24 protein-coding genes are annotated in these 26,330 nt (G+C 63.3%); 12 read left to right on the top strand and 12 right to left on the bottom strand.

Annotated features, from left to right (window positions below; translation table 11 throughout):
- The first annotated feature begins 65 nt into the window (after positions 1-65).
- Complete coding sequence (locus TU80_RS10880; RefSeq protein WP_057004463.1) at positions 66-866, top strand: DUF2242 domain-containing protein; 801 nt, start codon at positions 66-68, stop codon at positions 864-866.
- A 1-nt stretch (position 867) separates the two neighbouring features.
- Here the strand turns inward: TU80_RS10880 and aceE are convergent, their stop codons facing one another.
- The gene (gene aceE / locus TU80_RS10875) at positions 868-3,528 is read right to left on the bottom strand and encodes a pyruvate dehydrogenase (acetyl-transferring), homodimeric type (RefSeq protein WP_057004462.1); all 2,661 of its coding nucleotides are present in this window, start codon (positions 3,526-3,528) and stop codon (positions 868-870) included.
- A 145-nt stretch (positions 3,529-3,673) separates the two neighbouring features.
- On the opposite strand from aceE, the gene TU80_RS10870 reads away from it, so the two are divergent.
- On the top strand, positions 3,674-4,144 hold the full coding sequence (locus TU80_RS10870) for a MarR family winged helix-turn-helix transcriptional regulator (RefSeq protein WP_017848139.1): 471 nt from the start codon (positions 3,674-3,676) through the stop codon (positions 4,142-4,144).
- A 108-nt stretch (positions 4,145-4,252) separates the two neighbouring features.
- Here TU80_RS10870 and TU80_RS10865 read toward each other — a convergent pair whose 3' ends face one another.
- Positions 4,253-5,257 (bottom strand): transketolase-like TK C-terminal-containing protein, encoded by a 1,005-nt coding sequence (locus tag TU80_RS10865; protein WP_057004461.1) that lies wholly within the window; start codon positions 5,255-5,257, stop codon positions 4,253-4,255.
- 143 nt (positions 5,258-5,400) lie between these two features.
- Here TU80_RS10865 and TU80_RS32655 point away from each other — a divergent pair, with 143 nt between their 5' ends.
- On the top strand, positions 5,401-5,580 hold the full coding sequence (locus TU80_RS32655; protein WP_126585751.1) for a hypothetical protein: 180 nt from the start codon (positions 5,401-5,403) through the stop codon (positions 5,578-5,580).
- 8 nt (positions 5,581-5,588) lie between these two features.
- On the opposite strand, the gene TU80_RS10860 is transcribed toward TU80_RS32655, so the two are convergent.
- Together TU80_RS10860 and TU80_RS10855 are read right to left on the bottom strand one after the other, a co-directional pair.
- Positions 5,589-6,623 carry an AraC family transcriptional regulator gene (locus TU80_RS10860; RefSeq protein ID WP_057004460.1) on the bottom strand — a complete coding sequence of 345 codons (1,035 nt, stop codon included), beginning with the start codon at positions 6,621-6,623 and terminating at the stop codon, positions 5,589-5,591.
- 4 nt (positions 6,624-6,627) lie between these two features.
- A complete protein-coding gene (locus TU80_RS10855) occupies positions 6,628-7,758 on the bottom strand; it encodes a carbon-nitrogen hydrolase family protein (RefSeq protein ID WP_057004459.1) in 1,131 nt (376 codons plus the stop codon).
- Between the two features lie 211 nt (positions 7,759-7,969).
- Between TU80_RS10855 and TU80_RS10850 the strand changes: the two genes are divergently transcribed.
- Complete coding sequence (locus TU80_RS10850) at positions 7,970-10,009, top strand: NADPH-dependent 2,4-dienoyl-CoA reductase (RefSeq protein WP_057004458.1); 2,040 nt, start codon at positions 7,970-7,972, stop codon at positions 10,007-10,009.
- 57 nt (positions 10,010-10,066) lie between these two features.
- Positions 10,067-10,957, top strand: coding sequence for a 1-aminocyclopropane-1-carboxylate deaminase/D-cysteine desulfhydrase (locus TU80_RS10845; protein ID WP_057004457.1), 891 nt, complete (start codon positions 10,067-10,069; stop codon positions 10,955-10,957).
- Here the strand turns inward: TU80_RS10845 and TU80_RS10840 are convergent.
- From TU80_RS10840 to TU80_RS10830, 3 genes are all read right to left on the bottom strand, one after another.
- Complete coding sequence (locus TU80_RS10840) at positions 10,954-11,499, bottom strand: cytochrome b (protein ID WP_046382858.1); 546 nt, start codon at positions 11,497-11,499, stop codon at positions 10,954-10,956. The genes TU80_RS10845 and TU80_RS10840 overlap by 4 nt on opposite strands.
- Positions 11,500-11,613: 114 nt before the next feature.
- Positions 11,614-12,441 carry a phosphonoacetaldehyde hydrolase gene (gene phnX, locus TU80_RS10835; RefSeq protein ID WP_057004456.1) on the bottom strand — a complete coding sequence of 276 codons (828 nt, stop codon included), beginning with the start codon at positions 12,439-12,441 and terminating at the stop codon, positions 11,614-11,616.
- Positions 12,442-12,470: 29 nt separating this feature from the next.
- Entirely contained in the window at positions 12,471-13,580 is a 1,110-nt protein-coding gene (locus tag TU80_RS10830) for a 2-aminoethylphosphonate--pyruvate transaminase (protein WP_057004455.1), read from the bottom strand.
- A 125-nt stretch (positions 13,581-13,705) separates the two neighbouring features.
- On the opposite strand from TU80_RS10830, the gene TU80_RS10825 reads away from it, so the two are divergent.
- On the top strand, positions 13,706-14,563 hold the full coding sequence (locus tag TU80_RS10825; RefSeq protein WP_046382861.1) for a LysR substrate-binding domain-containing protein: 858 nt from the start codon (positions 13,706-13,708) through the stop codon (positions 14,561-14,563).
- A gap of 101 nt (positions 14,564-14,664) precedes the next feature.
- Positions 14,665-15,372, top strand: coding sequence for a YebC/PmpR family DNA-binding transcriptional regulator (locus TU80_RS10820; protein ID WP_017848129.1), 708 nt, complete (start codon positions 14,665-14,667; stop codon positions 15,370-15,372).
- A gap of 124 nt (positions 15,373-15,496) precedes the next feature.
- On the opposite strand, the gene TU80_RS10815 is transcribed toward TU80_RS10820, so the two are convergent.
- From TU80_RS10815 to TU80_RS10800, 4 genes are all read right to left on the bottom strand, one after another.
- A complete protein-coding gene (locus tag TU80_RS10815) occupies positions 15,497-16,810 on the bottom strand; it encodes a leucine-rich repeat-containing protein kinase family protein (protein WP_046385228.1) in 1,314 nt (437 codons plus the stop codon).
- Between the two features lie 40 nt (positions 16,811-16,850).
- Positions 16,851-17,945 (bottom strand): cell division protein ZapE, encoded by a 1,095-nt coding sequence (gene zapE / locus TU80_RS10810; RefSeq protein ID WP_057004454.1) that lies wholly within the window; start codon positions 17,943-17,945, stop codon positions 16,851-16,853.
- A gap of 117 nt (positions 17,946-18,062) precedes the next feature.
- Positions 18,063-18,800 (bottom strand): anti-sigma factor family protein, encoded by a 738-nt coding sequence (locus TU80_RS10805; RefSeq protein ID WP_057004453.1) that lies wholly within the window; start codon positions 18,798-18,800, stop codon positions 18,063-18,065.
- Positions 18,797-19,303, bottom strand: coding sequence for a sigma-70 family RNA polymerase sigma factor (locus tag TU80_RS10800; protein WP_046382864.1), 507 nt, complete (start codon positions 19,301-19,303; stop codon positions 18,797-18,799). The genes TU80_RS10805 and TU80_RS10800 overlap by 4 nt, the downstream gene beginning before the upstream one ends.
- Positions 19,304-19,501: 198 nt before the next feature.
- On the opposite strand from TU80_RS10800, the gene TU80_RS10795 reads away from it, so the two are divergent.
- The 5 genes from TU80_RS10795 (at position 19,502) to TU80_RS10775 (ending at position 24,947) form a co-directional block, all read left to right on the top strand.
- Positions 19,502-21,109, top strand: a complete 1,608-nt coding sequence (locus TU80_RS10795; RefSeq protein ID WP_082643830.1) for an amino acid adenylation domain-containing protein — start codon at positions 19,502-19,504, stop codon at positions 21,107-21,109.
- Positions 21,102-22,400 (top strand): ferredoxin reductase domain-containing protein, encoded by a 1,299-nt coding sequence (locus TU80_RS10790; RefSeq protein WP_082643829.1) that lies wholly within the window; start codon positions 21,102-21,104, stop codon positions 22,398-22,400. Before TU80_RS10795 ends, TU80_RS10790 begins: the two co-directional genes overlap by 8 nt.
- 43 nt (positions 22,401-22,443) lie before the next feature.
- Positions 22,444-23,208: an enoyl-CoA hydratase-related protein gene (locus TU80_RS10785; RefSeq protein WP_017848122.1), complete on the top strand. Its 765-nt coding sequence runs from the start codon at positions 22,444-22,446 to the stop codon at positions 23,206-23,208.
- Between the two features lie 120 nt (positions 23,209-23,328).
- Entirely contained in the window at positions 23,329-24,411 is a 1,083-nt protein-coding gene (locus tag TU80_RS10780; protein WP_046382865.1) for a catalase family peroxidase, read from the top strand.
- A complete protein-coding gene (locus tag TU80_RS10775; protein WP_017848120.1) occupies positions 24,408-24,947 on the top strand; it encodes a cytochrome b in 540 nt (179 codons plus the stop codon). The genes TU80_RS10780 and TU80_RS10775 overlap by 4 nt, the downstream gene beginning before the upstream one ends.
- Before the next feature lie 40 nt (positions 24,948-24,987).
- Here the strand turns inward: TU80_RS10775 and TU80_RS10770 are convergent, their stop codons facing one another.
- Positions 24,988-26,139, bottom strand: coding sequence for a M14 family metallopeptidase (locus TU80_RS10770; RefSeq protein WP_046485401.1), 1,152 nt, complete (start codon positions 26,137-26,139; stop codon positions 24,988-24,990).
- Between the last annotated feature and the right edge of the window lie 191 nt (positions 26,140-26,330).

Below are 26,330 nucleotides of genomic sequence, written 5' to 3'. Positions count from 1 at the left end.
ATGCGCGCGCCAAGGCCTCGTTCTGTTGCACAATACCGCCCAGACCGTTTTCCTCAGGATTTTCAATGTCGACATCATTTCACTTGCGTAGCCTCGGGTTGGCGCTGGTGTTGGCGGGCGCCACGGGCTGCTCGTCACCCAAGACCGCTGTTTACGAGCACGAGAATTTCGACGACTCCGGTACGTTCTCCCGTAATTACCCGGTCAGTGACATCGCCGCGTGCGAGGCCGCACGCCGTGCCTTGCTGAGCCAGGGCTACATCATCACCAGCAGCGATCCGAAGCTGGTGGTGGGTAACAAGAGTTTCCAGCAGACCGGCGAAACTCACATGCAGATCAGCTTCAATGTGGTGTGTGCCAATGATGGCAAAGGTAAAAGCCACTCGACGATGTTTGCCAACGCCCTGCAGGATCGTTATGCGCTGAAGAAGGTCAACAACTCCGCCAGCCTGGGTGTGGGTGTGCTGGGCTCGGTGTCGATGCCGATCGGCTCCACCGACGACTCGATGGTGAAGGTGGCGAGTGAGACTGTCTCGGCGCCGAAGTTCTACGAGCGCTATTTCGCACTGGTGGATGTGTTCCTGCCCCAAGAGGTGAAGAAGACCGAACATATTCCCGAACAGCCCAAGGCTGAACTGGGGGTGCCGGAACCCAAAGTTGCCCCGGCAGCGGAGAAGGTGCCAGCGCCGAAGGAAGAACCTGTAGCGCCGGCCGTCTCGACGCCGGTTACACCGGCACCGGAGCCTGCGCCGATCGTCCCGCAGGCAGAACCGAGCCCTGCGCCGGCACCGGCACCTGCGCCAACCACGCCGGACCTGCCGCCGCCGACAGAGGCGATTCCGCCCCTGCCGACGCCCGCGCAGTAAGTCAGACCGCTACGGGATTGGTCTTGTCGACATTGATCCCGTAGCGACTGATCGCCTCACTGATTTTCTCGCGACCTATCAGCCCGTCATCGGCCAGCGCCTTCAGTGCCGCCAGCACAATGAAATGCCGGTCCACCTCGAAGAACTCGCGCAAGGCCTCCCGAGTATCCGACTGCCCGAAGCCGTCCGTGCCCAGCGCTACAAAGCGTCGGTTCGGCACGAAGGGGCGGATCTGGTCGGCGAACAGCTTCATGTAGTCAGTGGCCACCAGCACCGGACCCGTATGCCCGGCCAAGCATCGCTCGACGTAACTCAAGCGCGGCTCGTGTTCCGGGTGCAACAGGTTCCAGCGTTCGGCTTCATGCCCGTCACGGCGCAGCTCGGTCAGGCTGGGCGCACTCCATACGCTGCTGTGTACGGCGAAATCCTTGTCGAGCAACGCTGCTGCGGCGATCACTTCCCGCAGGATCGAACCGCTGCCCATCAATTGCACCTGTGCCTGCTGGTGTGTGCTCAGCGGATACAAGCCCTTGAGAATGCCTTCTTCCACGCCTTCGGGCATTGCCGGGTGCGGGTAGTTCTCGTTGAGCAGGCTGATGTAGTAGTAAATGTCCTCCTGCTCGACATACATGCGCCGCATGCCTTCGCGAATGATCACCGCCAGTTCGTAGGCAAAAGTCGGGTCATACGATACACAGCACGGAATCACCGACGCCAGGATATGGCTATGCCCATCGTCGTGCTGCAAGCCTTCGCCCATCAGGGTGGTGCGCCCGGCCGTGGCACCCAGCAGGAAGCCGCGTGCCCGGGCATCGCCTGCCGCCCAGGCCAGGTCGCCGACGCGCTGGAAGCCGAACATCGAGTAGAAGATGTAGAAGGGCACGGTCATCAGAGCATGGTTGCTGTAGGACGTACTCGCCGCGATCCAGGAGGCAATCGCACCGGACTCATTCAGACCTTCCTGCATGATCTGTCCGTCCTTGCTCTCTTTGTAGTAGCTCAGTTGCCCGGCGTCTTGTGGGGTGTAGAGCTGGCCGACGGCGGAGTGAATGCCGATCTGACGGAACAGGCTTTCCATGCCGAAGGTGCGTGATTCGTCCGGCACGATGGGCACGATCAGCTTGCCCAGGTGCGGGTCCTTGAGCAGTGTGCCGAGGATCCGCACAAAGGCCATGGTGGTAGAGATGGCGCGCTCGCCGGTGTCTTTGAGCTGGGTCGCGAAAGCGCTCAGTTCAGGAATCTGCAGCGATTCGACGGCGCTGTGGCGCGCCGGCACGTAGCCACCCAACGCCTGGCGCCGGGCGGCGAAGTAGCGCGCCTCTTCGCTGTCGGCAGCCGGCTTGAGGTAAGGAATTTCAGCCAACTGCTCGTCGGGGACTTCCAGGCCGAAGCGATCACGGAACGCTCTGACGGCGTCGGCGCCCATTTTTTTCAGCTGATGGTTGATGTTCTGGCCTTCGCCGGCTTCGCCCATGCCGAAGCCCTTGACGGTTTTCGCCAGGATCACCGTGGGTTGGCCTGAATGACTCATGGCGGCAGCATAGGCGTTATAGACCTTGTCCGGGTCATGACCGCCGCGTGAGAGTTTCCAGATGTCCTCGTCTGAGAGGTCCGCAACCAATGCCAGTAACGCCGGGTATTTGCCGAAGAAATGTTCGCGCACGTAGGCGCCGTCCTGGGATTTGTAGTTCTGATAATCACCGTCCACGCACTCCATCATGCGTTGGCGCAGCAGCCCGCTCTGGTCTTTTTCCAGCAGCGCATCCCAGCCGCCGCCCCAGATTACCTTGATCACATTCCAGCCGGCCGCGCGGTAGAGGCTTTCGAATTCCTGGATCACCTTGGCATTGCCGCGTACTGGGCCGTCCAGGCGCTGCAGGTTGCAGTTGACCACGAAGATCAGGTTGTCGAGTTTTTCACGCCCGGCCAGGGAAATGGCGGCCAGGGATTCCGGCTGGTCCATTTCGCCATCACCAAGGAACGCCCAGACCTTGCGGCCCTGGTGCTGCTTGAGCGCACGCAACTCCAGGTAGCGCATAAAGCGCGCCTGGTAGGCGGCGGTGATCGGTCCGAGCCCCATGGACACGGTGGGGAATTGCCAAAAATCCGGCATCAGCCGTGGGTGCGGGTAGGACGACAAGCCTGCACCGCCCGTTTCGCGGCGGAAGTTGTCGAGCTGGGCCTCGCTGATGCGGCCTTCGAGATATGCGCGGCCGTAGATGCCGGGGGAGGAGTGGCCCTGGATGTAGACCAGATCGCCATCGAAGGTGTCGGTGCGCCCACGGAAAAAGTGGTCGAAGCCGACGTCATACAGCACGGCGGCCGACGCGTAGGTGGCGATATGCCCACCGACGCCGGAGTGTTTACCGGCGCGCAACACCATGGCCATGGCGTTCCAGCGGATAAACGCACTGGTGCGGCGTTCGAGGGCCAGGTTGCCAGGGTAGGGCAACTGGCGGTCCAGCGGGATCGTGTTGATGTAGGGCGTGGTTACCCGCCCGTAGACGTCACCATGTTGCGCCACGTCGAAATCCAGCAACTGGTCGATCAGGTAGTGGGCACGCGGGCGGCCTTCGGTGGACAGCACCGATTCGATGGCTTCCAGCCATTCGCGGGTTTCCTGTGGGTCGTCGTCCAGTCTTACTGCGGTATTCGGGGTCATGTGAGGCTCCAGGGTCGGCGAATATCAAGCAGCGTGCTCCTTGTGGGAGCGGCGCGCATATAGTTGCAATTGCAACTACATGTCTGAATCTAGCGCGGGATGAGCTACTATTGCAACCTTCTTGAAATTCCCCGGATGGTGTTGCATGTCGTCGAAAGAGCCTGATGTCTGGTTCCGTTTTGTCAGGGCCCACAGGACGGTCATCCGTGAAATCGAGCGGCGCCTGGCTGCGGCCGACCTGCCGCCCTACGCCTGGTACGACGCATTGTGGGGCCTGGAAAGCGGCCCCGAAGGTACTCGGCGCATGCATGAATTGGCCGATGTGCTGGCCATCGAGCGCTACAACCTGACGCGCCTGGTGGACCGCCTGGAAAAAGACGGCCTGGTGGTGCGCTCCCGTTCCGACGGCGACGGCCGTGCCGCGTTTGCCACGATCACCGAGGCCGGCCGGGTGTTGCGCAAAAAGATGTGGGGCATCTACGAAAGCACGGTAGATGAGCTGTTCCTGTCGCAGATCGCACCGGAGCAGCGCCAGGGGTTTGCCGAAGCCCTGGAACGTACTGCCGGGTTGGCGATGGAGGCCGGTGTGCAGGTCCGTAACCGGCGCAAATCCTGAGACACGACGATTCAACGTGGAAGATGACTGGGTCCCGAAAGCAGACGGCTGTCGACTGACCCACCGCTATCGGGAGCAAGCCCCTTGCGCCGTTGTTCGCATTCCGGCTCATTGCAGTGAGTAGCGCTTCATCGCCCGTTCGACCTGCTGTGCAGCGATGAGCCCGTCCTTCGCCAGGGCGCTCAATGCAGACACCGCAATCCAATAGCGACTGGGCGCCGATGCCTGCACCGAGCCCGCGCCCAGCCCCACGAACCGCGCATCTACGTAAGCCGCCAACGAGTCGACAATCGGCTGTGCATAGCCGGTCACTGCAATCACCGGCGCGGCATTCCCGGCCAGGCACTCGCGCAAGTGGCTGCTGCGTCTGGGGGCGGTGGGGTGCAGGCGATTCCAGCGTTCGGCGGCCGCGGCCTCTCGGGCCAGCCGCGTGTAGCTGGGGCAACTCCACAGCTGCGCGGTGATATTCCAGTCCTCTGCCAACAAGCGTTTGGCCTGCACGACCTCTTCAAGCGCCCGACCTGCGCCGAGCAAGCGCACGTCCCCTGGGGCATCGCGCTGGAGCGGATACATACCCTTGAGCGCATCTTCACGGTCCTGCTCGGTCAACGGTACTGCGTTGTCGTCGTCATGCAGCGCCAGGTAGTAAAACCCGGGCTTGCCGTCGATATACAAGGTGCGCAGTCCCGCCAGCACAATCGCCCGGACTTCCTCACCCGTGGCAGGATCGTAGGGTGTGCAATGCGGATTGCTCGCCAGCCACAGCGGGAGAGAAGGCTGTGCGCCCTTGGGCCAGGCCGAGGGTTGGGTTTCGATGTCGTTGCACAGGATGCCGCGCTGCGCCGTCTCGGTAGACAAGGCACACAGTTGTGCCGACGACACCGCGCTGTGCAGGTACAGCAACGGTTTTTCCGCGGTTTTACGCGCAAACCAGACGGGCCAACTGCCCACACGCCGGGAACGGGACTGGCCGCGAATCACCCAGGCCTGCCGGCTGGCTTCCAGGGTGTTGGCCATGCTCATGACGGTGTGCAATGGCGAACTTCGTATATGTCCGGCCTGGTTCAACGCATCACAGCAAAGCTGTGCGGCGTGCGCGGTGGTGGCAATCATCGGTCTGACTCCTCGGCAAGGGAGGCTTACCCTAAGGGAAATCGACTTATAATTGCAATTGCAATGGTTGCAATTGTTTTTCGATGACTCAGTGCTAAATCCGCACAACGCTGCTACGTTTAATCTGAACGTGCAGGAACGTCATGACACCGACATTTTTCCGTCATCACGGCACATTAGGCTGGCTGTGCAGGTCATTTACCTGCGGCTGCTTTCAACTCAAAAAGGAGTTCACCATGGACGATTACCAAGAAGAACTGCTGGAGTACCAGGCCTTTGAATGGGACCCTTTGGATCCCGCCGACGACGCTACTGAGCTGTAAGACCGGCTTCAGGCGGATTGCCGCTGACTGCGGCGAAATTCCCCTGGGGTTTGGTTATTCCATCGCCTGAACGCCCGTTGAAAGGCCTGGGCCGAGGCAAAACCGAGCAAGTAGGCGATCTCGCCGAATGCCAGTTCCGTATCGCGGATATAGGTCATGGCCAGGTCGCGGCGGGTATCGTTGAGGATCGCCCGGAACTGAGTGCCTTCATCGGCCAGTTTGCGGCGCAGGGTCCAGGTCGGCAGCTTCAAGCGCGCCGCCACTTCTTCCAGGTCGGGTTCCCGGCCGCCATTGAGCATCGGCCCGAGCAAGCGGGTAATGCGCTCGCGCAGGCTGCGGGTGCGGGTCAACTGCTCCAACTCCCTTTCACACAGTTGTAACAGCAGTTGCCAGGTACTCGGGCAATGCTCCGGGTTGCGCAGCGCCAGGGTTGTCTGGCTCAGGCGCAGTTGATTGGCCTCGGCGCCGAAGTGGACCGGGCTGTCACCCAGCACGCTGTATTGTTCGCTGTAGTCCGGTGCTTCGAATTCGATCTCGATGCGCTGCGCCTGCACCGGCTGCTGGGCCAGGCTCGACAGTTGGTGCAGCCAGCCGGCGATGATCGAGTCGACCACAAAGCGGTTATAGGCGTTATACGGGCTGATGGAGTAGAAACGCAGCCACGCGCCTTCGGCGTCTTCATGAAAGCTCGACTGCCCGCGATAGTTGGAGCCGTACAGCGCTTCAAAGCGCGTGAGGGTGCGGGCCGCTTCGCGCACGTTGGGCGCCTGGGCGGCCGTGACGCCGGCCAGGCCGGCCTGGCTCAAGCGGCTCGACTGGCCCATGCGCAGGCCGAGGCTCGGATCGCCAGTCAGTTGAATGGCGGCATGGCCCAGGCGCATGTAACGCGGGATCGACAAGCGCGCGCCGGCTTCGGCGAGCCGTACCGGGTCCAGGCCGTATTGCAGCAACAGCGGTTGCGGGTCCAGGCCGTGGCTGCTGATGGCGTCGGCCAGGGTGTGCACGAAGCCCACCGACAGATCCCCCAGGCGTACCGGCTTCACGGCGTTACAGCCAGATATTCAGCAAGCGCGCGCCACGGGCGTCGCCGTCGGCGAACACCTGGCCGTTGCTGCTGAGAAAGCTCTGGCCGGCGCTGCCCAGGTCCCAGAACTGCCCGCGCAGAAATACGCTCATGCCCGCAATGGCCTGGCTGATGGGCGGCTGGCTGATCAAGGTCAGGCGTCGCCAGGCTTCGCCTTCGCTGAGTTCTTCGGGTTTGAGGCTGATTTCCGCGGGCGTCGACACGCTTTTGAAGCCGCGCCAAGGGCGGCCCCAGGTGTCGCGGCCGATAACAAACGCGGGGACGGCGATCAACCTTGCACCTTGCTCATTGAGCTTGCGGTAGTTGTCCGGGTACCAGCTGTCGCTGCCGATCAGGATGCCCAGGCGTCCGGCCGGGGTGTCGACCACGCTGACGGTGTTTTCATCCCCGGGCGCAATGAAGCCGCGCTCGTCGTAGATCGGGTAGAGCTGACGCTGCGGCTGGCCCAGGGGCAGGCCATCGGCCGCAAATACCAGGCTGGCGTTGTACAGCGCGCCATGCCCGACCTGCAGTTGCCCCTCGCTCACGCTGGGGTTGGGCAACGCGATGGAACCGGCCACCAGGGTCACGCCAAACTCCTTGGCCAGGCCGCCGAACAGCGCTTGGTAGTCCCGCGCCATTGCCGGGGCTTTCATGCGCAAGTATGCGTCGTCCATGCGGTTGTCGCCGGTGGCGCTGATCCAGGCGCGCATGAACTGCAGCGGGTTGCTGATCGACAGCCAGTTCATCGCATCTTTCAGGTGGGTCGCCTGATACAGCTCGTTTTTTTCGCCGCGGAGCATCAGCCAGGTGCCGATATGTTCCGGCAGCACCACGATGGTTTTTTCATTGATCAGCCCCTGGTTTCGCGCCGTTTGCAGGTAGGCCGCGAGCTTCAGGTGCAGGCGTTCCAGGCTCTGGTAGTCGCCAGGGAACAGCTCCGGCTGAATGCCCAGCAGGTTGCCGCGATCGGCAGGCTGGCCTTCGTTGACGGCCAGGGTGATGCGCAGGTCGGACAGGTAATGCGCCACGGGGCGTTCCTGGGTCCAGACCAGATAGGCGGCGACGGCGGCAACCAGCGCCAGGGTGACGGTAAAAGCGAGAAGTTTACGCATGGGGGAACAGACAACGGACCGAGTGCAGGGTTCGCGACTAGGGTAGGGCCCGCGGCTCGGCTTGCCAAGGGGCGCTGTGCATTTGGATCAATAACTTGTCAGTTTCGGTCATTGAGTGCTAGCCGAACGCCTCTTAGTCTGTGGGACATAAACCGATGGCAAGCCGTAAGAGCGTGCCACGTCCCGTGATGATCCGTTGTGGAGCTTGACCATGACCGCTGCTGCGTACCCGCACCTGCTGGCCCCGTTGGACCTGGGTTTTACCACCTTGCGCAACCGTACCCTGATGGGCTCGATGCACACGGGGCTGGAAGAAAAACCGGGCGGTTTCGAACGCATGGCGGCCTACTTCGCCGAGCGCGCCCGTGGCGGCGTGGGCCTGATGGTCACCGGCGGCATTGGCCCGAACGATGAAGGTGGGGTGTATTCCGGCGCGGCCAAGCTGACCACCGACGAAGAGGCGCAGAAGCACAAGATCGTGACCCGCGCCGTACACGAAGCCGGCGGCAAGATCTGCATGCAGATCCTCCACGCCGGCCGTTATGCCTACAGCCCCAAGCAGGTGGCACCGAGCGCGATCCAGGCGCCGATCAACCCGTTCAAGCCCAAGGAACTGGACGAAGCGGGCATCGAGAAACAGATCCAGGATTTCGTCACCTGCTCGCTGCTGGCGCAGTCCGCCGAATACGACGGCGTGGAAATCATGGGTTCCGAAGGCTACTTCATCAACCAGTTCCTCGCCGCCCACACCAACCACCGCACCGACCGTTGGGGCGGCAGCTACGAAAACCGCATGCGTTTGGCGGTAGACATCGTGCGCCGGGTGCGCGAAGCCGTCGGCCCGAACTTCATCATTATCTTCCGCCTGTCGATGCTCGATCTGGTGGAAGGCGGCAGCAGTTGGGAAGAAATCGTGCAACTGGCCAAGGCCATCGAGCAGGCCGGTGCGAGCATCATCAACACCGGGATCGGTTGGCACGAAGCGCGCATTCCGACCATCGCCACCAAGGTGCCGCGGGGCGCGTTCAGTAAAGTCACCGCCAAATTGCGCGGCGCGGTGCAGATCCCGCTGATCACCACCAACCGCATCAACACCCCGGAGATTGCCGAGCAGATCCTCGCCGCAGGCGATGCCGACATGGTCTCGATGGCGCGGCCGTTCCTCGCCGACCCGGAGTTCGTCAACAAGGCCGCGGCCGGTCGTGCCGATGAAATCAACACCTGCATCGGCTGCAACCAGGCCTGCCTCGACCACACGTTCGGCGGCAAGTTGACCACCTGCCTGGTCAACCCGCGCGCGTGCTACGAGACCGAGCTCAACTACCTGCCGGTCAAACAGATCAAGAAAATCGCCGTGGTCGGCGCCGGTCCCGCGGGCCTGGCCGCTGCCACGGTGGCGGCCGAACGCGGCCATCAGGTGACGTTGTTCGATTCGGCCAGCGAGATCGGTGGCCAGTTCAACATCGCCAAGCGCGTGCCGGGCAAGGAAGAGTTTTTCGAGACCCTGCGTTATTTCAACCGCAAATTGCAGACCACCCATGTGGAGGTGTGCCTCAACACCCGCGTCGACGTCGCGCAACTGACGGCAGGCGGGTACGACGAGATCATCCTCGCCACCGGTATCGCCCCACGCACGCCGGCAATTGCGGGCATCGATAACCCGAAGGTGCTGAGCTACCTCGACGTGATCCTCGAGCGCAAACCCGTGGGCAAGCGCGTCGCGGTGATCGGTGCCGGCGGTATCGGCTTCGACGTGTCGGAATTCCTCGTGCATCAGGGCGTGTCCACCAGCCTGGACCGCGACGCGTTCTGGAAAGAGTGGGGCATCGACACGCAGTTGCAAGCGCGTGGCGGCGTCGCCGGGATCAAGCCGCAACCGCACCCGCCGGCGCGCGAGGTGTTCCTGCTGCAGCGCAAGGCTTCCAAGGTCGGCGACGGGCTGGGCAAGACCACCGGCTGGATTCACCGCACCGGGTTGAAGAACAAGCAGGTGCAGATGCTCAACAGCGTCGAGTACCTGAAGATCGACGACGCGGGCCTGCATATCCGCATCGGCGCCGAGGGCGAGCCGCAGTTGTTGGCGGTGGACAACATTGTGATCTGCGCCGGCCAGGACCCGTTGCGCGAATTGCAGGACGGCCTGGTCGCAGCGGGCCAGAACGTGCACCTGATCGGCGGTGCCGACGTCGCCGCCGAACTCGACGCCAAGCGCGCCATCAACCAGGGCTCGCGCCTGGCGGCTGAGTTGTAAAACGCCGAGAAGGGGCAGTGTTAGACTACTGCCCCTTTTTCATACGGACTTGCGCCGATGGGCCCTTTCGACTGGCTCCCCCATGCGCCCCTGGAACCGCTGCCGCTGGATTGGCTGAACGGGGTCGAATTGGCCGTGCTGCGCCTGGACCGCATCGACCCGCTGATCAGCGGCAACAAGTGGTTCAAGCTCAGCGAACACCTGGCCCTGGCGCAACAGGCCGGTGCCGACGGGATCATCAGCCTCGGCGGGGCGTACTCCAACCACCTGCATGCGCTGGCGGCGGCCGGCAAACGTTTTGATTTTCCCACCGTCGGCCTGTTGCGCGGCCATCCCCAAGACACGCCCACCGTTCTCGATTTGAAAGCCTTCGGCATGCAGTTGCATTGGCTGGGCTATGGCGGCTACCGCGCGCGGCATGAACCCGGTTTCTGGCAGCCGTGGCGCGAACATTATCCCCATCTCTACCCGGTGCCCGAAGGCGGCGGGGGCATCGCCGGGGCGTTGGGTTGCGGCGTATTGGTCGAGCAGGCGCGTGCGCAATTGAGCAACGTGGGGTGGGACGATTACGACGCATGGTGGCTGGCGGCAGGCACCGGCACGACTGTGGCCGGGCTGGCGTTGGCCGAGGCGGGGGGACATCCGGTGTACGGTGCAATGGCGGTGCCGGACGATCACGGCGTGGCGCAGAACGTGCGCGCCATCGTGCAGGACGGCTTTGCGTTGTTGGACGCCAGCCGGGGCGGCTTCGCCAAGGTCGACCCGTGGTTGCTCGACTTTATCGAGACCACGCAACGGGCCTGCGGCCTGCCGCTGGAGCCGCTCTATACCGGCAAGGCACTGCTGGCGTTGAAGCAACAGGTCGAAGCCGGACGCTTCCCTCCCGGCACGCGTCTGATCTTCGTCCACACCGGCGGCTTGCAAGGCCGCCGAGGGTTGGCTGCCTAACGCTTGGGCAGCATGCGCAACACGGTGTTATCGCGGATGAAGTAGTGGTGGTACAGACCCGCCACGGCATGCAGGCCGATCAACCAATAACCGATGGAGCCGCCCAGTTCGTGCCACTCTTTGATCTGCTTGGACAAGTCCTTGTTTTCGCCGATCAGGGGCGGTAACTCGATCCCATAGAACATCACGGAATGCCCTTGGGCGCTGACGATCAGCCAGCCAGCGATCGGCATGCCGATCATGAAGGCATACAGTGCAAAGTGCATCAGGGTCGCCAGCAGGCTCTGCCATTGCGGCGGTGCCGGTACGATTTTCGGTGCGACCCCCAGCGAGCGGGCAAACAGGCGCAGCCAGACCAGCACAAACACGGTCAGGCCGAACATGAAGTGCATTTCCACGATCAGCGCTCGCCCGCCACTGCCTTTGGGGAAGATCCCGCGAAACTCAATACAGGCGTAGACCACCGCCAGCAGCACCACCATCAACCAGTGCAACGCAATCGACATGGTGCTGTAACGTGAATCGGAATTTTTCCACGGCATCGCTTGATTCCTCACTCATCAGGGCAAACCTCCGTTCTTTGGCGACGAAGTCCTTTTACTGTAAGCCTGTTTTGCAGGGTTTGCTCGGCGCGAATGCCGTTGAGTTGACCTCGATCAGTGGCTTTGCGGCATTTCACCGCGGGCCAGGCGCTGGTTGATGTCGGCGATCACCGCTGGCAGGTCGCTGATGGTGTCGATCATGTAGTGCGGGCGCGAACCTTCGAACATCGCTTCGATACGCGTGCGCTCATGGGCCAGGCCGGCGCTGTCCAGGGCGCGGAACTGCGCGTAGGTCAGGCCCAGGGCGTTGCCGGAACAGGTCAGCGCCACGGTCCACATCCCGGCGCGACGGCCTTCGAGAATGCCCGGTACGGTGTCGTCGACCTTGACGCATGCCGCCACATCGTCAACGCCCAGGGCGATCACGTTGGCCAGGGCCTGCGCCGGCCATGGGCGGCCGTTGGGTACTTCGTCGGTGGCGACCACATGGTCGGCGACGTAGCCGTTGGTGGCGGCCAGCGCGACGACCTTGTCCATCACTTGCTTGGGATAGCCGGAACAGGAACCGATCTTGAGCCCTTGCGCACGCAGCACAGCGATGCAGTCGAGGGCGCCGGGGATCAGCGCCGAGTGCTCGGCGATCTTTTCGATCTGCAGCGGCATGAAGCGCTGGTAGATCGCGGTCACGTCCTCGTCGCTGGGCGTGCGGCCGAACGCCTGGCGGTAACGCTCGGCGACCTGCGGCTGGTTGCACAGGGTGCGGATATGGTCCCATTTGCCCATGCCCATCGGGCCACGGGCTTCTTCGATGGAGACCTGTACGCCGAACTCGGCGAAGGCTTCGACAAAAATCTGCGTCGGCGCGAACGAGCCGAAGTCGACCACGGTGCCGGCCCAGTCGAGGATGACAGCCTGCAGGGTATCGGGGTGTTGATAGTTCATGGTTCAGATCCTGGGGATAAAAAGGGCAATCAGATGTCCAGCACTTGCATCGCATGCAGCGCCTGCGCAATGGCCGCGACCGCCGCGCGCATCTCGGCCGCATCGACGTGGCCGATGCAGCCCACGCGAAAGGTGTCCACCTCGGTCAATTTGCCGGGGTACAGAATGAAACCCTTGGCCTTGACCCGTTCGTAGAACGCCTTGAACTGGTAGCGCGGGTCTGTCGGCGCATGGAAGGTGACGATGATCGGTGCCTGGATCGCCGCCGGCAGGAAGCTGCGCAGGCCCAGTTCGGCCATGCCGTCCAGCAGCACCTGGCAATTGTTGGCATAGCGTCGCTGGCGCGCGGGCAGGCCGCCGTCTTCGTGGTATTGCAGCAGCGCTTCGTGCAGCGCGGCGACCACGTGGGTCGGCGGGGTGAAGCGCCACTGGCCGGTCCTGGCCATGTATTCGTGTTGCTCGAACAGGTCCAGCGCCAGGGAGTGGCAGTTGCCTTGGGCGGCGCCCAGCGCGTGTTTTTCAGCGAAGACAAAGCCCATGCCCGGCACGCCTTCCAGGCACTTGCCCGAGGCGGCGATGAGGGCGTCGAACGGTACTTCGCGGGCATCGATCGGCAGCGCGCCGAAGGAACTCATCGCGTCGACGATCAGGCGCTTGCCATGCTCTTTGACCGCCTGGGCGATCTGCGGCAGCGGGTTGAGCAGGCCGGTACTGGTTTCGCAATGGATCAACGCGACGTGAGTGATGGCCGGGTCGGCGTGCAGCAGGCGGTCGACGTCGGCGGCGGTAGTGGGTTCGTCTTCGGCGGTTTCAAAGGTGCTGAAATCGCGGCCGAGCACTTCGCAGATCTTCGCCAGGCGCTTGCCATAGGCGCCGTTGATCAGCACCAGCACCTTGCCGTTGCGTGGCACCAGGGTGCCGATGGCCGCTTCGACGGCGAAGGTGCCGCTGCCTTGCAATGGCACGCAATGGTGAGTGGCGGCGCCGTTGAGGATCGCCAGCAGTTGCGAGCAGACGCTGGCGGTCAGTTGATTGAAGCGCTCATCCCATGAACCCCAGTCCACCAGCATTGCCTGGCGGGTGCGGGCAGAGGTGGTCAGGGGGCCTGGGGTCAGCAGGATCGGCGCGGCGCTGCTCATTTCAAGTCCTCGCAAAGTGTTCGGGGTGGACGTTACGGCGCCTAAATTGCAGTTTGGCTTGTCATCAATCAAATTGTTTGTTGTTATGCGAGCTATCAGTCAGGCCGATAGAAAGGTCACTCAACATGAATTTGTTCCAACTGCGCGCATTCGACGCAGTGGCCCGCGAGGGCAGCTTTACCCGCGCCGCGGCGCGGTTGTTCATCAGCCAGCCGGCGGTGACCGGGCACATCAAGGCCCTCGAAGAGCACTACCAGATCCCCTTGTTGCGCCGCACCGCGCGGCGCGTCGAGTTGACCGAAGAGGGGACACGCCTGGCAGCGATCACCCGGGCGATCTTTGGCCTGGTGGACGAAGCCCAGGCCCTGTTGGAGGCCAATCGGCAGTTGCTCAGCGGGCGCCTCGAAGTGGCGGCCGATGGCCCGCACCTGGTGATGCCGATGATCGCCAGCCTGCGCGCGCGCTACCCAGGGATCACCGTGAACCTGCGCCTGGGCAATGCCCAGGAAACCCTGGCAGCGCTGCTGTCCGAGCATGCGGATGTGGCGGTGCTCACCGAAGTCGAACCACGCAACGGCCTGCACTTGCAGGCGCTGGGCGAGTCGCGGATCTGCGCGTTGGTGCCGGCCAGCCACCCGTGGGCGACGCTGGCCCAGGGCATTCAGTTGGAGCAATTGCATGAGGTGATCATGGTGCTGCGCGAGCCAGGCTCCATTACCCGGCGCACCTTCGATCACGCCTGCCTCGGCGCCGGGGTGCAGCCGAAAGTGCTGCTGGAGCTGGACAGCCGTGAAGCGGTGACCGAAGCCGTTGCCGCCGAGTTGGGGGTTGGCGTGGTGTCCTCGATGGAGGTCAGCCCGGACCCGCGCGTGTGTGCGCTGCCGATCCACGGGCAGGGGCTGCTCAACCGACACATGTTGGGGTGCATGGAGCGCCGTCGGTCGCTGCGTTTGATTCAGGCGTTTTTCGAGCTGGCGCCGTGAAGGTTTTTTGGTGGAACGTTGCGTTTTTGCCCTATAAACTCTGCCCCCAAAGCGCCGGCCAGTAGACGTCTCGGCGCGATGGATGAGGAAGAGAGCAAGTCATGGGCGCACAGTGGAAAGTCAAACATAAAGAAGCGGCAGCCAATGCCAAGGGCAAGATCTTCGGCAAACTGGTGAAAGAGATCACCATCGCTGCCCGTAACGGTGCCGACACCGCGACCAACGCCCACTTGCGTCTGGTGGTGGAGCAGGCCAAAAAAGCCTCGATGCCCAAGGAAACCCTGGACCGCGCCATCAAGAAAGGCGCCGGTCTGCTCGGGGAAACCGTGCAGTACCACCGCGTGACCTACGAAGGGTTCGCCCCGCATCAGGTGCCGCTGATCGTTGAGTGCGTGACCGACAACATCAACCGCACCGTGGCGGAAATCCGCGTGGCGTTCCGCAAGGGCCAACTGGGCGCTTCCGGCTCCGTGGCCTGGGACTTCAACCACGTCGGCCTGATCGAAGCCGCGCCGGACAGCCCGGACGCCGATCCTGAAATGGCGGCCATTGAAGCCGGCGCCCAGGATTTCGAAGAGGGCGAAGAAGAGGGCACCACCCTGTTCATCACCGAAACCACCGACCTCGACGCCGTGCAGAAAGCGCTGCCGGAGCAGGGTTTTACCGTGCTGTCGGCCAAACTTGGCTATATCGCGAAGAACCCGGTGACGGGGTTGACCGACGAGCAGATGGCTGAAGTCGAAGCCTTCCTCGAAGGCCTGGACAACCATGACGACGTGCAGGATATGTTCGTCGGCCTGGCCGGCTGATCCGTGCCTGAATAAACGCGCTCAAAACTGTGGGAGGGGGCTTGCTCCCGATAGCGGTGTGTCAGTCAACGATGATGTTGAATGGGCCACAGCCATCGGGAGCAAGCCCCTTCCCACATTGGGTTCAGTGCTGTGGAATAGATTGCAGTAGCGCTTCGACTTCCTCGAAGCCCGGCCGCGCCAGCACTTCGGGCTGACAGCAGCGCGCCTGCAAGCTTTCCAGGATCTGGCGTGTGGTGTCGCTCAAGCCTACGTCGATCCGCTGCAACAACTCCCCGAGCAACACTCCGAACGCACGCACTTCAATGCGTTGCAGTGCCCGGGTTTCCAGGGTGTCGGCGGTGGCATGGAACGACGCCGCGCCGAAATCCCCGAGCAAGCAGTCGCCCGCCGCGTTCCACAGGATATTGTGGCCGTACAGGTCGCCATGGGTGATGCCATGGCGGTGCAGGTGCGCGCCCACCGAGGCGATGCCGCGAGCCATGCGCAATGCCACCGCGAGGCTGAAGCGGGTAGCCGGTTCGTAGATGTCGCGGGTGCAGGACGCCAGGCTCGGCAGGGCGGCGAGGTTGCGGTAGCTCGGCTCGATCAGGTCCATCACCAGCGCGGCCTGGTCGTCGGGGTGGCCAACCACGCGGCCTTCCACCTTGATCAGGTTGGGGTGCAACCCGGCGGCAATGCATGCCTGCATTTCGTGCAGCGGTGAGCCGTCGCTGGTGATGCTGCCTTTGTACAGCTTGACCGCCACCGGCTTGGCCGAGGGCTGCCAGAGCGCCTTGCGGATCACCCCGGAGGCGCCTTCCCCGAGCACCTCGGCCAGTTCCAGCGCCGACCATGGAATGTCAGGCGTCGCATCGTCGGCGGCCACGTCCGCCGCCATTTCCACCGGGTTGCCGGCGTAGGCCAGCCAGGTCAGGCTGGGCAGCGCCAGGAGCCAATCGGGCAGGCCGGTGAGGCGGTTGGAGGCGATGCGGATCAGCTCCAGGTTGTGACAATTGGCCAGGCTTGGCGGCAGGTGCGCCAGGTGGTTGCCGGCCAGCATCAGTTTTTGCAGCAGCGGCCGCTCGCCCAATTCGTCGGGCAGTTGGCTGATGCAGTTATCGGTGAGGATCAACCAGCGCAACAGCGGCGGCAACGCGGCGGCCGGCACGTGGCGGATACGGTTGGCCTTGAAGGCGATCATGCTCAGCTTTGCGCATTGGCCCAGGCAGGCCGGCAGTTCGGTAAAGGCGTTGTCCGAGCAGAACAACACACGCAGGTGCGGCAGGCGATGCAGGTCGTCGGGCAGGCTGCTCAGGGCGTTGCCGCTGAGGTTGAGGATTTCCAGGGAGTCGGCCAGTTCGAAGATTTCCCGGGGGAATTCGGTCAGCCCACAGGACAGGTCCAGGCGCTGGATGCCGGCCAATTGGCCGGCCTTGAGTTGGGCGAGGGTATTCATGAACGGCGCGGTCACTCGGCAAGGGGGCGTAAAAAGGCGCTCATGATACCGGGTCGGGTGTGTGTTGCGGGTGGACCGCCTGCAATTGGTTCAGGCGACTGGCGGTGCGCGCCAGATCGATGGCCTGGCCGCTCAAGGCCTGCTCCAGCGGGTGCGCGCCGATCAGGATCAGCTGTTTATCCTGGTCGTAGAGCACGTCCACCAGGTTGATAAAGCGCTGTTGCACGGCGATCGGGCAGTCTGCCAGGTGCGGCAGCCCGTCGATGATCCACTCGTTGAAGTCCTGGCACAGCAGCAGGTAATCCATCACCGCCGTGAGTTGTTCGCAGAGGTCATGGAAGGTGAAGGCGATGCGCCGTGCCTGCTGGCTGCGGCAGCGCAACTGGCGGTTGCCGACCGTCAGCACCTGCGCCGGGCAATCCGTGGCCGGCAGCCCGAGCGCGGTTCGCTGCGCCGGTGTACCCGGCCACACGTACCGACCGCTGCTGAAGCGCTGTTCGGCATGGGCCTGGGGCAGGCTGCGGAAGTCCTTGGGCGAGCTGACTTCCAGCACGTCCATGCGCGCCGCGATCAGGTCGATCACCGGCTTGAATCGCTCGTGGTACAGCGGGTTGGGCAACAGCCCTTGCGGCGGATAATTGGACGTCACCAGCACCAGGACGCGACGTTGGAACAACGCCTTGAACAGGCGGTTGATCAGCATCGCATCGCCGATATCGTGGACATGGAATTCGTCGAAACACAGCACGCGGCAGCCGTCCAGCAGCGCATCCAGGGTCACCGCCAGTGCGTCGTGGTGCTGACGGTGGGCGAACATGCCCCGGTGCAGGCGGGCGAAAAAATCATGGAAATGCACGCGTTGTTTTTCGGCGATCGGCAATGCCTGGAAAAACCCGTCCAGCAGCCAACTTTTGCCGCGCCCCACCGGCCCGTGCAAATACAGGCTGCGGGTGGGCTGGCCGGCGAGCAGGTGGTGGGTCTCGCGCGCCATCGCCGCAATCGCCCGGGCCTGTGCGGCGCTGAGGGTATAGCCGTGCTGCTCGGCCTTGGTCTGAAAGAAGGTGGGGATGGGGGAGTCGTCGTGGGTGGGGTGTTTTTTACCGAGCAAACGACGGATCAGGGAACGCGGCGCCAAGGGGAGTCACTCTGTGTGCGGTGGTCGCTCACTTTAGGGCGACAATCGGGATTTGACCAATAGCGAAGCGCGCCGCCAGCCATCTCGAAAACGCATGGCCTTTACGAGGCGTGGGCTTCAGAACTGCAGCAGCGGCGTGGTCGGCAGCCCCTGCGGGCTGACCATTGCGTAGTTGTACCCGCCGCCGGACCAGTACTCGGCGAGCAAACCATCGGCGCTGCGGCTGCCGCGGGGCAGGAAGTTATTTTCCGGGCCCGGCGGGCGGATGTAGAAACTGATGTGCCGGCCTTGCCGATCCTCGTACAGCACCATCGCCGCTGCGCCTTGTTCGGTGCTGAGCAAGCGCCCGCTGACGGCGGTGAAACCCGCCTGGCTCAAGTCGGGTAGACGCTGGGCCTGGTTGAAATAGCGGTCGAGCCAGGTTTGCATCGTGGCGTTGCCCTGGGCGTGATAGTCGGCGGGCAGCACACCGTCCTGGGCAAACAGGCGGTAAGCCTGCATGGCATCGGCCATGGGCAGCATGGGCGGTTGCGTGGCTTCGCGCGCCTGCCAGCCACCCAGGCCGCCGAGGCTGACCGCCATCAGCAACACCGCCGCCGTGGCGAAATGGCGGCGCGACTGCTGCTTGATGCGCTGGCGGATCAGCGCCGGGTCCAGGGCCGGGTTGGCCGGCTGCTGCAACGCGCCACTCAAGGCGGCGCGCAATACGTGCGCGTCCTGCTGCCAGGCATGCACCTGGGAGGCGACCTCGGGGTGGGCGGCCAAGTAGGTTTCCAGCACGCGTCGATCGCTCTCCGGCAGTTGCTGGTCGACGTAGGCATGCAAATCGCGTTCGCTGGGGGGCAGGCTGATCATTTGAGTATCCGCAGGGAAGGGCTGGTCATTTCGCCATCGCTGAGTTGACGCAGGGCTTGGCGCGCCCTGGACAGACGCGACATCACAGTGCCGATGGGCACGTCGAGAATCTGCGCGACTTCCTTGTAGCTCAAGCCTTCGACCGACACCCACAACAGCAGGGCGCGCTGTTCGCTGTTGAGCCGGTCGAAGGCTTGCAGGGTCGACTGGGCGATTACCGTGCGTTCGACCGACGGCTGCACATCGTCGCGGCCGGTGAAGAACTCGAGCATGCGCGCATAGCGCCGGGTGCGCCGATGGGCATCGAGGAACTGCCGGTAGAGGATCGAGAACAGCCAGGCGCGCAGGTCGCCGTCGACGGTTTTGTCGGCCCAGCGGGTGATCGCCCGTTCCAGGGTCGATTGCACCAGGTCGTCGGCGCTGCTGGCGTTACGGCTCAGGGACAGGGCAAAGCGCCGCAGCCTGGGGATGAGTTCACGTAACTGTTCGTCGAGTTCATGCATGGGGAGTCGAGTCTAACCGGTTGTGTGCAGGTAGACGCTGCTCCCTGTAGGTTATTCCACTCGCGATGAAAAGAAACTTTACGCGTGTCGGTGAGAAGTTTCTGTAAAGCCTGAGCGCCTGTAATCGCAGGCTCGTACCTCAATCCACCCTCGTACCTGCCAGCCATTTTTCGGCAGTCAACCGATGAGGGTGTATCCATGATGTTTTCACCGACCGAAAAACCGCTTTTTTCCCCGCCCATGCTGGCGCCTCTGCCTGTCCTGCAGCGCGCCTTGGTTGAGCAATGGGGCTTTGGCCCATCGACCCCGCCGAGCGCCGCCTGTATCCACCACGCCATCGAAGCGCAAGCGGCGCTGGCACCGCATGCGACGGCGGCAGTGTGTGCGGGGCAGCGCATCAGTTATGAACAACTCAACCGCCAAGCCAATCGTTTGGCCGCGGGATTGATCGAGCAGGGCGTCAAACGCGGCGACACTGTGGCGCTGTTCGTCGAGCGTTCGATCCCCATGCTGGTGGGCCTGTTGGCCGTGTTGAAGGTCGGCGCCGCGTATGTGCCGCAGGACGCCAGAATCGTCCCGCCCCTGCAACTGGCCATGGTCCTCGAGTCATTGACCAGCCCGCTGATCCTGACCCTGTCGCACCTGGCGGATCGCATCCCGTCAGACGCCGCCCATCGCAGCTTGTGCCTGGACACGTTCCTGGCCGAAGTGCCCTGGATCGCCCAGGACAATAAGCCGGTGGGCGCCGTCGTCGACACCCACGACCTGTGTTTCGTGCTGTTCACGTCCGGCACCACGGGGCGCCCCAACGGCGTGTGTGTCAGTCACCGTAACGTATGCAACATCCTGTTGACGCAGCCCGGGCGGATGGGCATGGCGCCGGGCCGCAACGTCGGGCAGATCCTCAATATCGGCTTCGACATGGCGGCCTGGGAAATACTCGGCTGCCTGGCCCATGGCGCGACGTTGCTGATTCGCGGCAAAGCCATTGCGCAGACCGCTGCACAGTGCCATGTGTTGATCGCAACCCCTTCGATCCTGGCGGGCCTCGATCCTCGGCAGTGCCCCGATCTCCAGGTGGTCGCGGTCGCCGGAGAACCCTGTTCCCAGGCCCTGGCCGAGCGTTGGGCGGCGTATTGCACGTTCTACAACGGCTGCGGCCCCACCGAAACCACCATCGTCAATACGCTGCATCGGCATGTGCCTGGCACACCATTGACCATCGGCCAGCCGACCCCCAACAACAGCGTGTATGTGCTCGACGAACAGGGCCGCCCCTGTGAGGCGGGGCAAGCCGGGGAAATGTGGGCGGGCGGCGCCGGGGTAACGGCGGGCTACCTGAACAACCGCGCATTGACCCACGAACGGTACCGCCCGGACCCCTTTGTGGGCGGCGACGCCATGATGTTCCGCACACGCGACCTGGGACGCTGGACGGCCGACGGGCAACTCGAGCACCTGGGGCGCGTCGATGACCAAGTGAAAGTCCGCGGGTTCCGGGTAGAGCTGGACGCGGTGTCCAGCGCCCTGGAAGCCGGCGATGGCTGCACGCGGGCCGTCACGCTAAAACTCGACAGCCGCACCTTGGTCGCCTTTGTTTCGCCGGCCAGCGCCGATGTGGCGTCCTGCCGACGCCAATGCGAGCAGCGCCTGGCCTACTACTGCGTGCCGTCACTGATTGACGTGGTGGAGCATTTTCCACTGACCGCCAGGGGCAAGATCGACAAGGCGTTGTTGCTGCAACGGGCGCGCCAACGGTGGGTGGCATTGCAGGCGTTCGCGCCGCAGGAGTCTGGCCATGCTTGATGCGCTGAGCCAAACCGTGGTGCCGCCCAAGCCGGCGCTCTGGCGGCGCTGGACGGCGTTGCCGGTGTTTTCCTACTACAACCGCCTGATGGCGCTGGTGTTGATCAGCAACCTCGCGTTTGCCGTGTTCGGCGTCGGCCTGCCGGGCATCACCGCGCAGACGTTGTCGGAGCTGGTGCTGATCAACCTGTCGCTGGCGATCCTGATTCGCCAGCAATACCTGATCAATGCGTTGTTCTGGCTGGCGACGCGTGTCCCTGTCACCTGGCCGCTGCGTGTGCGGCGCAGTGCGGCCAAGGTGTACCACTTCGGCGGGCTGCACAGCGGCGCGGCCCTGGCGGCCACGGGTTGGTTCGCGGGGTGGGTCGGTGTGCGGGCCACGGACTATCTGCAGCAGCCGGGCAGCGTTTCGCTCGCCGGGTTGTGGCTCGGGGCTATGTTGCTCGGCGTGTTGCTGTTGATGGTGGTCATGGCTCAACCGCGCATTCGGGGGCGATTTCACAATGGCTTCGAGCGGGTTCATCGGTTTGCGGGGTGGGGCGCGTTGCTGTTGTTTTGGGGGCTGACGTTGCAGGCGTCCGTCGATAGCTTTGCGAGCCTGTTGCACAGTGGCGCGTTCTGGATGCTGGTGCTGTTGACGCTGAGCATCGCGCTGCCCTGGCTGCGGCTGCGCAAGGTTGCCGTTGAACACACGCGGCCTTCCGGGCATGCGGTGATTACGCGTTTTACCCACACCACGCCTTTCGCCGGTTCGTCGACCGCGATCAGCCGGCATCCGCTGCTGGAGTGGCACTCCTTTGCCAACATCCCCACGCCGGGCCAGGCCGGGTTTCGGCTGACCATCTCCCGCGCCGGGGATTGGACGGGGCGGTTTATAGAGGACTTGCCGAGCCATGTATGGGTCAAGGGCATCACCACTGCCGGCGTGGCCAATGTGGAAACCCTGTTCAAGTCGGTGGTGTACGTCGCTACCGGCAGCGGGATCGGTCCGGTCATGCCGCATTTACTCGCGGCGCGGCTGCCGATCCAGCTGATCTGGTCGACCCGCAGCCCGCGCAAGACCTACGGCGACGAATGGGTCGACGAGATCCTGGGTGCCCAGCCCGACGCGTTGATCTGGGACACCGATGAGCGCGGCAAACCTGACCTGGTGCAGTTGGCCTACGGCGCCGTGCAAGCCTGTGGCGCGGAGGCTGTGATCTGTATCGCCAACCAACGACTGACGCAGCAGGTCGTGCAAGAGCTGGAAGCCCGGGGGATACCCGCCTATGGCGCGATCTGGGATTCGTGAAGTGCGTGTGTTCATTAAACGATATCAATCAATGGAGGTGCCTATGAATGTAGTGATCGAGCGTCAGGGTCGGGTGGTCCTGGTCAGGCTCAATCGTCCCCAGGTCAAGAATGCGCTGAACTCGGCGCTGATGACCGAGCTGGTTTCTTGTCTGGAGGCCCTGGACCAGGACCCTCAGGTCGGGTGTTTTGTCATCACCGGCGGTGCGCAGTATTTTGCCGCCGGAGCCGATATCAAGGAGATGAGCGGCAAGACCTATCAGGACATGCTCAACGAGGATTACTTCGTCGGCTGGGAGGCATTTACCCGCTTGCGCACGCCGACCATCGCCGCCGTCAACGGTTACGCCTTCGGCGGAGGGTGCGAACTGGCGCTGATGTGCGACATGATCTTTGCCGCCGATAGCGCCACCTTTGCCCAGCCGGAGATCAAGCTCGGCGTGATCCCTGGCATGGGGGCGACCCAACGTCTGACAGGCTTGATCGGCAAGGCCAAGACCATGGATCTGGTGCTGACCGGGCGGCCGATGACGGCTCATGAGGCTGAGCAGGCCGGGTTGGTGTCGCGTGTCTATCCGGCGGCGAGCTTGCTGGAGCAGACGCTGGCGGTGGCCGCGCAAATCGCCGGTTTTTCTCGCCTGGCCACCCGGGCGGCGCGCGAGGCGGTCGAGCAATCCCTGCAGCTCGGGCTGCACGAGGGCGTGCGGCTGGAACGCCGACTGTTCCACAGTCTGTTCGCCACGCCCGATCAGCAGGAGGGCATGCAGGCGTTTCTCGACAAGCGACCGGCCGCGTTTAATCGGGTGTAGGAGGGCCAAGGACTCGGCGCTGGGCTGCTCTGAAAAAAACTACAGTGAAGGAGGAATAAACCTACATGGGATTCGTCTCATAGCTCAATTTCCCCTTGGCCATGTGCCCTGGAGCTTTTCATGGTAGATCACTCATCACCGCCCCGTCCGCCACTCAGCACGGCCAGCCTGGCGATCAGGCTGGCGTGTATCGGTGGCGTGGTAGCGGCTGTCGCCGGGGCGTTTGCCTACGTCAACGGCACCTTCGACCCACAACGCCTGCAGCCCAAAACCCTGGTCAATGCCCTGGAAACCAATAACGGCATCCACCCGGGGTTTCGGCGCAACCATGCCAAGGGCGTGTGTGTCGCGGGGTACTTCGAGAGCAGCGCCGAGGCGCGTGCCTACTCCAGTGCCCAGGTATTCAATGCGGCCAGGACCCCTTTGATCGGTAGGTTTGCCTTGCCCAGCGGTAACCCCTACGCGCCGGACAGCAGTGTGCCAATCCGCAGTTTTGCCGTGCAATTCAGCCAGGCCAACGGCCAGCAGTGGCGCACCGGGATGAACAGCATGCCGGTGTTTCCGGTGGGCACCCCCGAGGCGTTCTATCAACTGCTCAAGGCCGGCGCGCCCGATCCAGCCACCGGCAAGCCCAACCCGGCGAATATGCCGGCGTTCTTTGCGGCCCATCCCGAGGCCGCGCCGTTCCTGGCGTGGGTCAAGACGGCCAAGCCATCCGCCAGCTATGCGACGGAAACCTACAACGGCATCAACGCGTTTTTCCTGGTGGGCGCCGATGGCAAGCGCCAGGCCGTGCGTTGGGCGGTTGTCGCGCAAAGCCAGGATGCTGTGGGCGATACCGCGCCAGCCGGCAGTGACTTCCTGGAAAAAGACCTGGTGCAACGCCTGGCTTCCGGACCGCTGCGTTGGCAGTTGAACCTGACCCTGGCCAACCCCGGCGATCCGCTCGACGATGCAAGCAAACCCTGGATCGGCGAGCACAAAATACTCAACGCCGGCACCCTGGTGCTGCAAAGCAGCCAAGCGCAAGCAGACGGCGATTGCCGCGACATCAACTTCGATCCGCTGATTCTGCCAAGCGGCATCGAGGCTTCGAATGACCCGCTATTGGCCGCGCGTTCGGCCGCCTACGCCAGTTCCTACCTGCGCCGCGCCGCAGAAGTCAGCCCGTTGCACCGCACCCCTCAGGAGTCGAAGCCATGAATGCCCAACCACGGTTTTTCGCCCCCCTGGCACGCCTGCTGCACTGGCTGATGGCGCTGATGATCATCGCCATGCTGTTTATCGGCGCGGGCCTGGCAGCGTCGGTTTCCGAACGGCATGAATGGTTGATCCACCTGCACAAGCCGCTGGGTATCGCGATCCTGGCGTTGGTGATCGTGCGTTTGGCGGTGCGTTTTTCCACGCGCCAACCGCCGTTGCCTGGCGATTTGCCGCGATGGCAAGTGTTGGCGGCCAAGGCCTCCCATTGGCTGCTGTATGCCTTGATGCTGGTGTTGCCGCTGCTCGGCTGGGCGATGATTTCGGCGGCGGGCGACCCGGTGATGCTCAGCCATTCGGTGCAACTGCCGGCGCTGGTGTCGGCCAACGCACCGCTGTTCGCGGTGCTGCGCAAGGCCCATGGTTATCTCGCCTACGTGCTGTTTTTCACGGTGTTGTTGCACCTGGCGGCGGCGCTGTTCCATGGGTTGATTCGCCGTGACGGCGTGCTGCAGAGCATGACGGGCACCCAGGACTGAGGCCCGCGCTTGATCCGTGTGGCGAGCACGCTCGCCACATTCAGCGCAACAGGCCGACGATATCGGCCACGCTGCTCAACACATCCTTGCCCAACTGCATCGAGCGTTTGCCCGACCAGCCGGTGTTCGGGTTGGGCGCGTCGTCGTTGTCCTTGAAGGGCATCTCCAGGGTCAGCGACAGGCAGTCGTACTTCTCACCGACGGCATTGCAGGCCAGGGTCATATTGGCTTCGCCCGGCAGGTCGCGGGTGTAGCCGTGGGTGGTCTGGAAGTCACGGGTCAAGGCGCTCAGGTGGCTGCGAAAGTGCTTTTCCAGGGCTTCGATACGCGGGGTGTAACCGGGGTTGCCTTCGCAGGCGGCGGCGAATACGTAGGGGATTTCTTCGTCACCGTGGATATCGAGGAACAGGTCGACGCCATACTTTTCCATTTGCGTCTGGACGAACAGCACTTCCGGGCTGATCTCCTGGCTGGCGCTCTGCCAGGCGCGATTGAGGTCCTGGCCCATGGCGTTGGTGCGCAGGTGGCCGTGAAACGCGCCGTCGGGGTTCATGTTCGGCACCAGGTACAGGTCGGCGACGGCCAACAGCTTTTTCAGCTCGGCGTCGCCGTCCTGCTGCAGGCGTTCGATGATGCCTTCCATAAACCATTCGGCCATGTGCTCGCCGGGGTGCTGCTGGGCGATGATCCACACCTTGCGCCGACCTTCGCCACCTTTGCCACGGCGCAACAGTTGGATATCGCGGCCTTCGACACTTTTACCGGTGGCCAGCAAGCGGGTGCCGGCATGGTTCAGCGCCTGGTCGATGAGCCAGTCGTGGCGCTCGCGGCTGTAGGGTTCGAAGTAGGCAAACCAGGCGTGTTTCTCACGGGTTTCGAGACTGATGTGCAGGGTTTCGCCGTCGAAACGCGTAGGCACCCGGAACCAATTGACGTGGTCATACGACGCCACGGCGTTGTAGCCGCTCCAGGCGTGTTTATAGGACGATTGCCCGGCATTGCTCAGGCGGAAGGTGTGGGTGTGGCCCACGTGCATGCCTTCGGCCTTGAAGTGGAACCATTGGAAATGGTGACTGCGGGTATCGGGTTTGATTGCCAGCAACAAGTGATAGGCATCGCTGGCATCCAGAACCTGGATGTTGCCGCTGTCGAAGTTGGTGCTGATTTTGATGGAGGTCAAGGCCACGGTCATAGTCTGGCTGCCTGAGTATGAGTGTTGTGGCGGTTATCTTACACAGAGGCCGGGCAAAATCCGGATGCAAAATTGTTGCGGGAGGAGGGGGGCGTCATCCTTGACGCCGCAGCAGCTTAGAAACTATGAGATTGATTCTCAAGTGCTATTTCGCAAAGGTCTGAGCCAGAGCGGTCGCCCGACTTTCTTTT

The organism is Pseudomonas veronii (assembly GCF_001439695.1).
GTDB lineage: Bacteria > Pseudomonadota > Gammaproteobacteria > Pseudomonadales > Pseudomonadaceae > Aquipseudomonas > Aquipseudomonas veronii.
The sequence above is the reverse complement of the archived record's forward strand: the minus strand, read 5'-3'. Positions and strand labels throughout refer to the sequence as shown.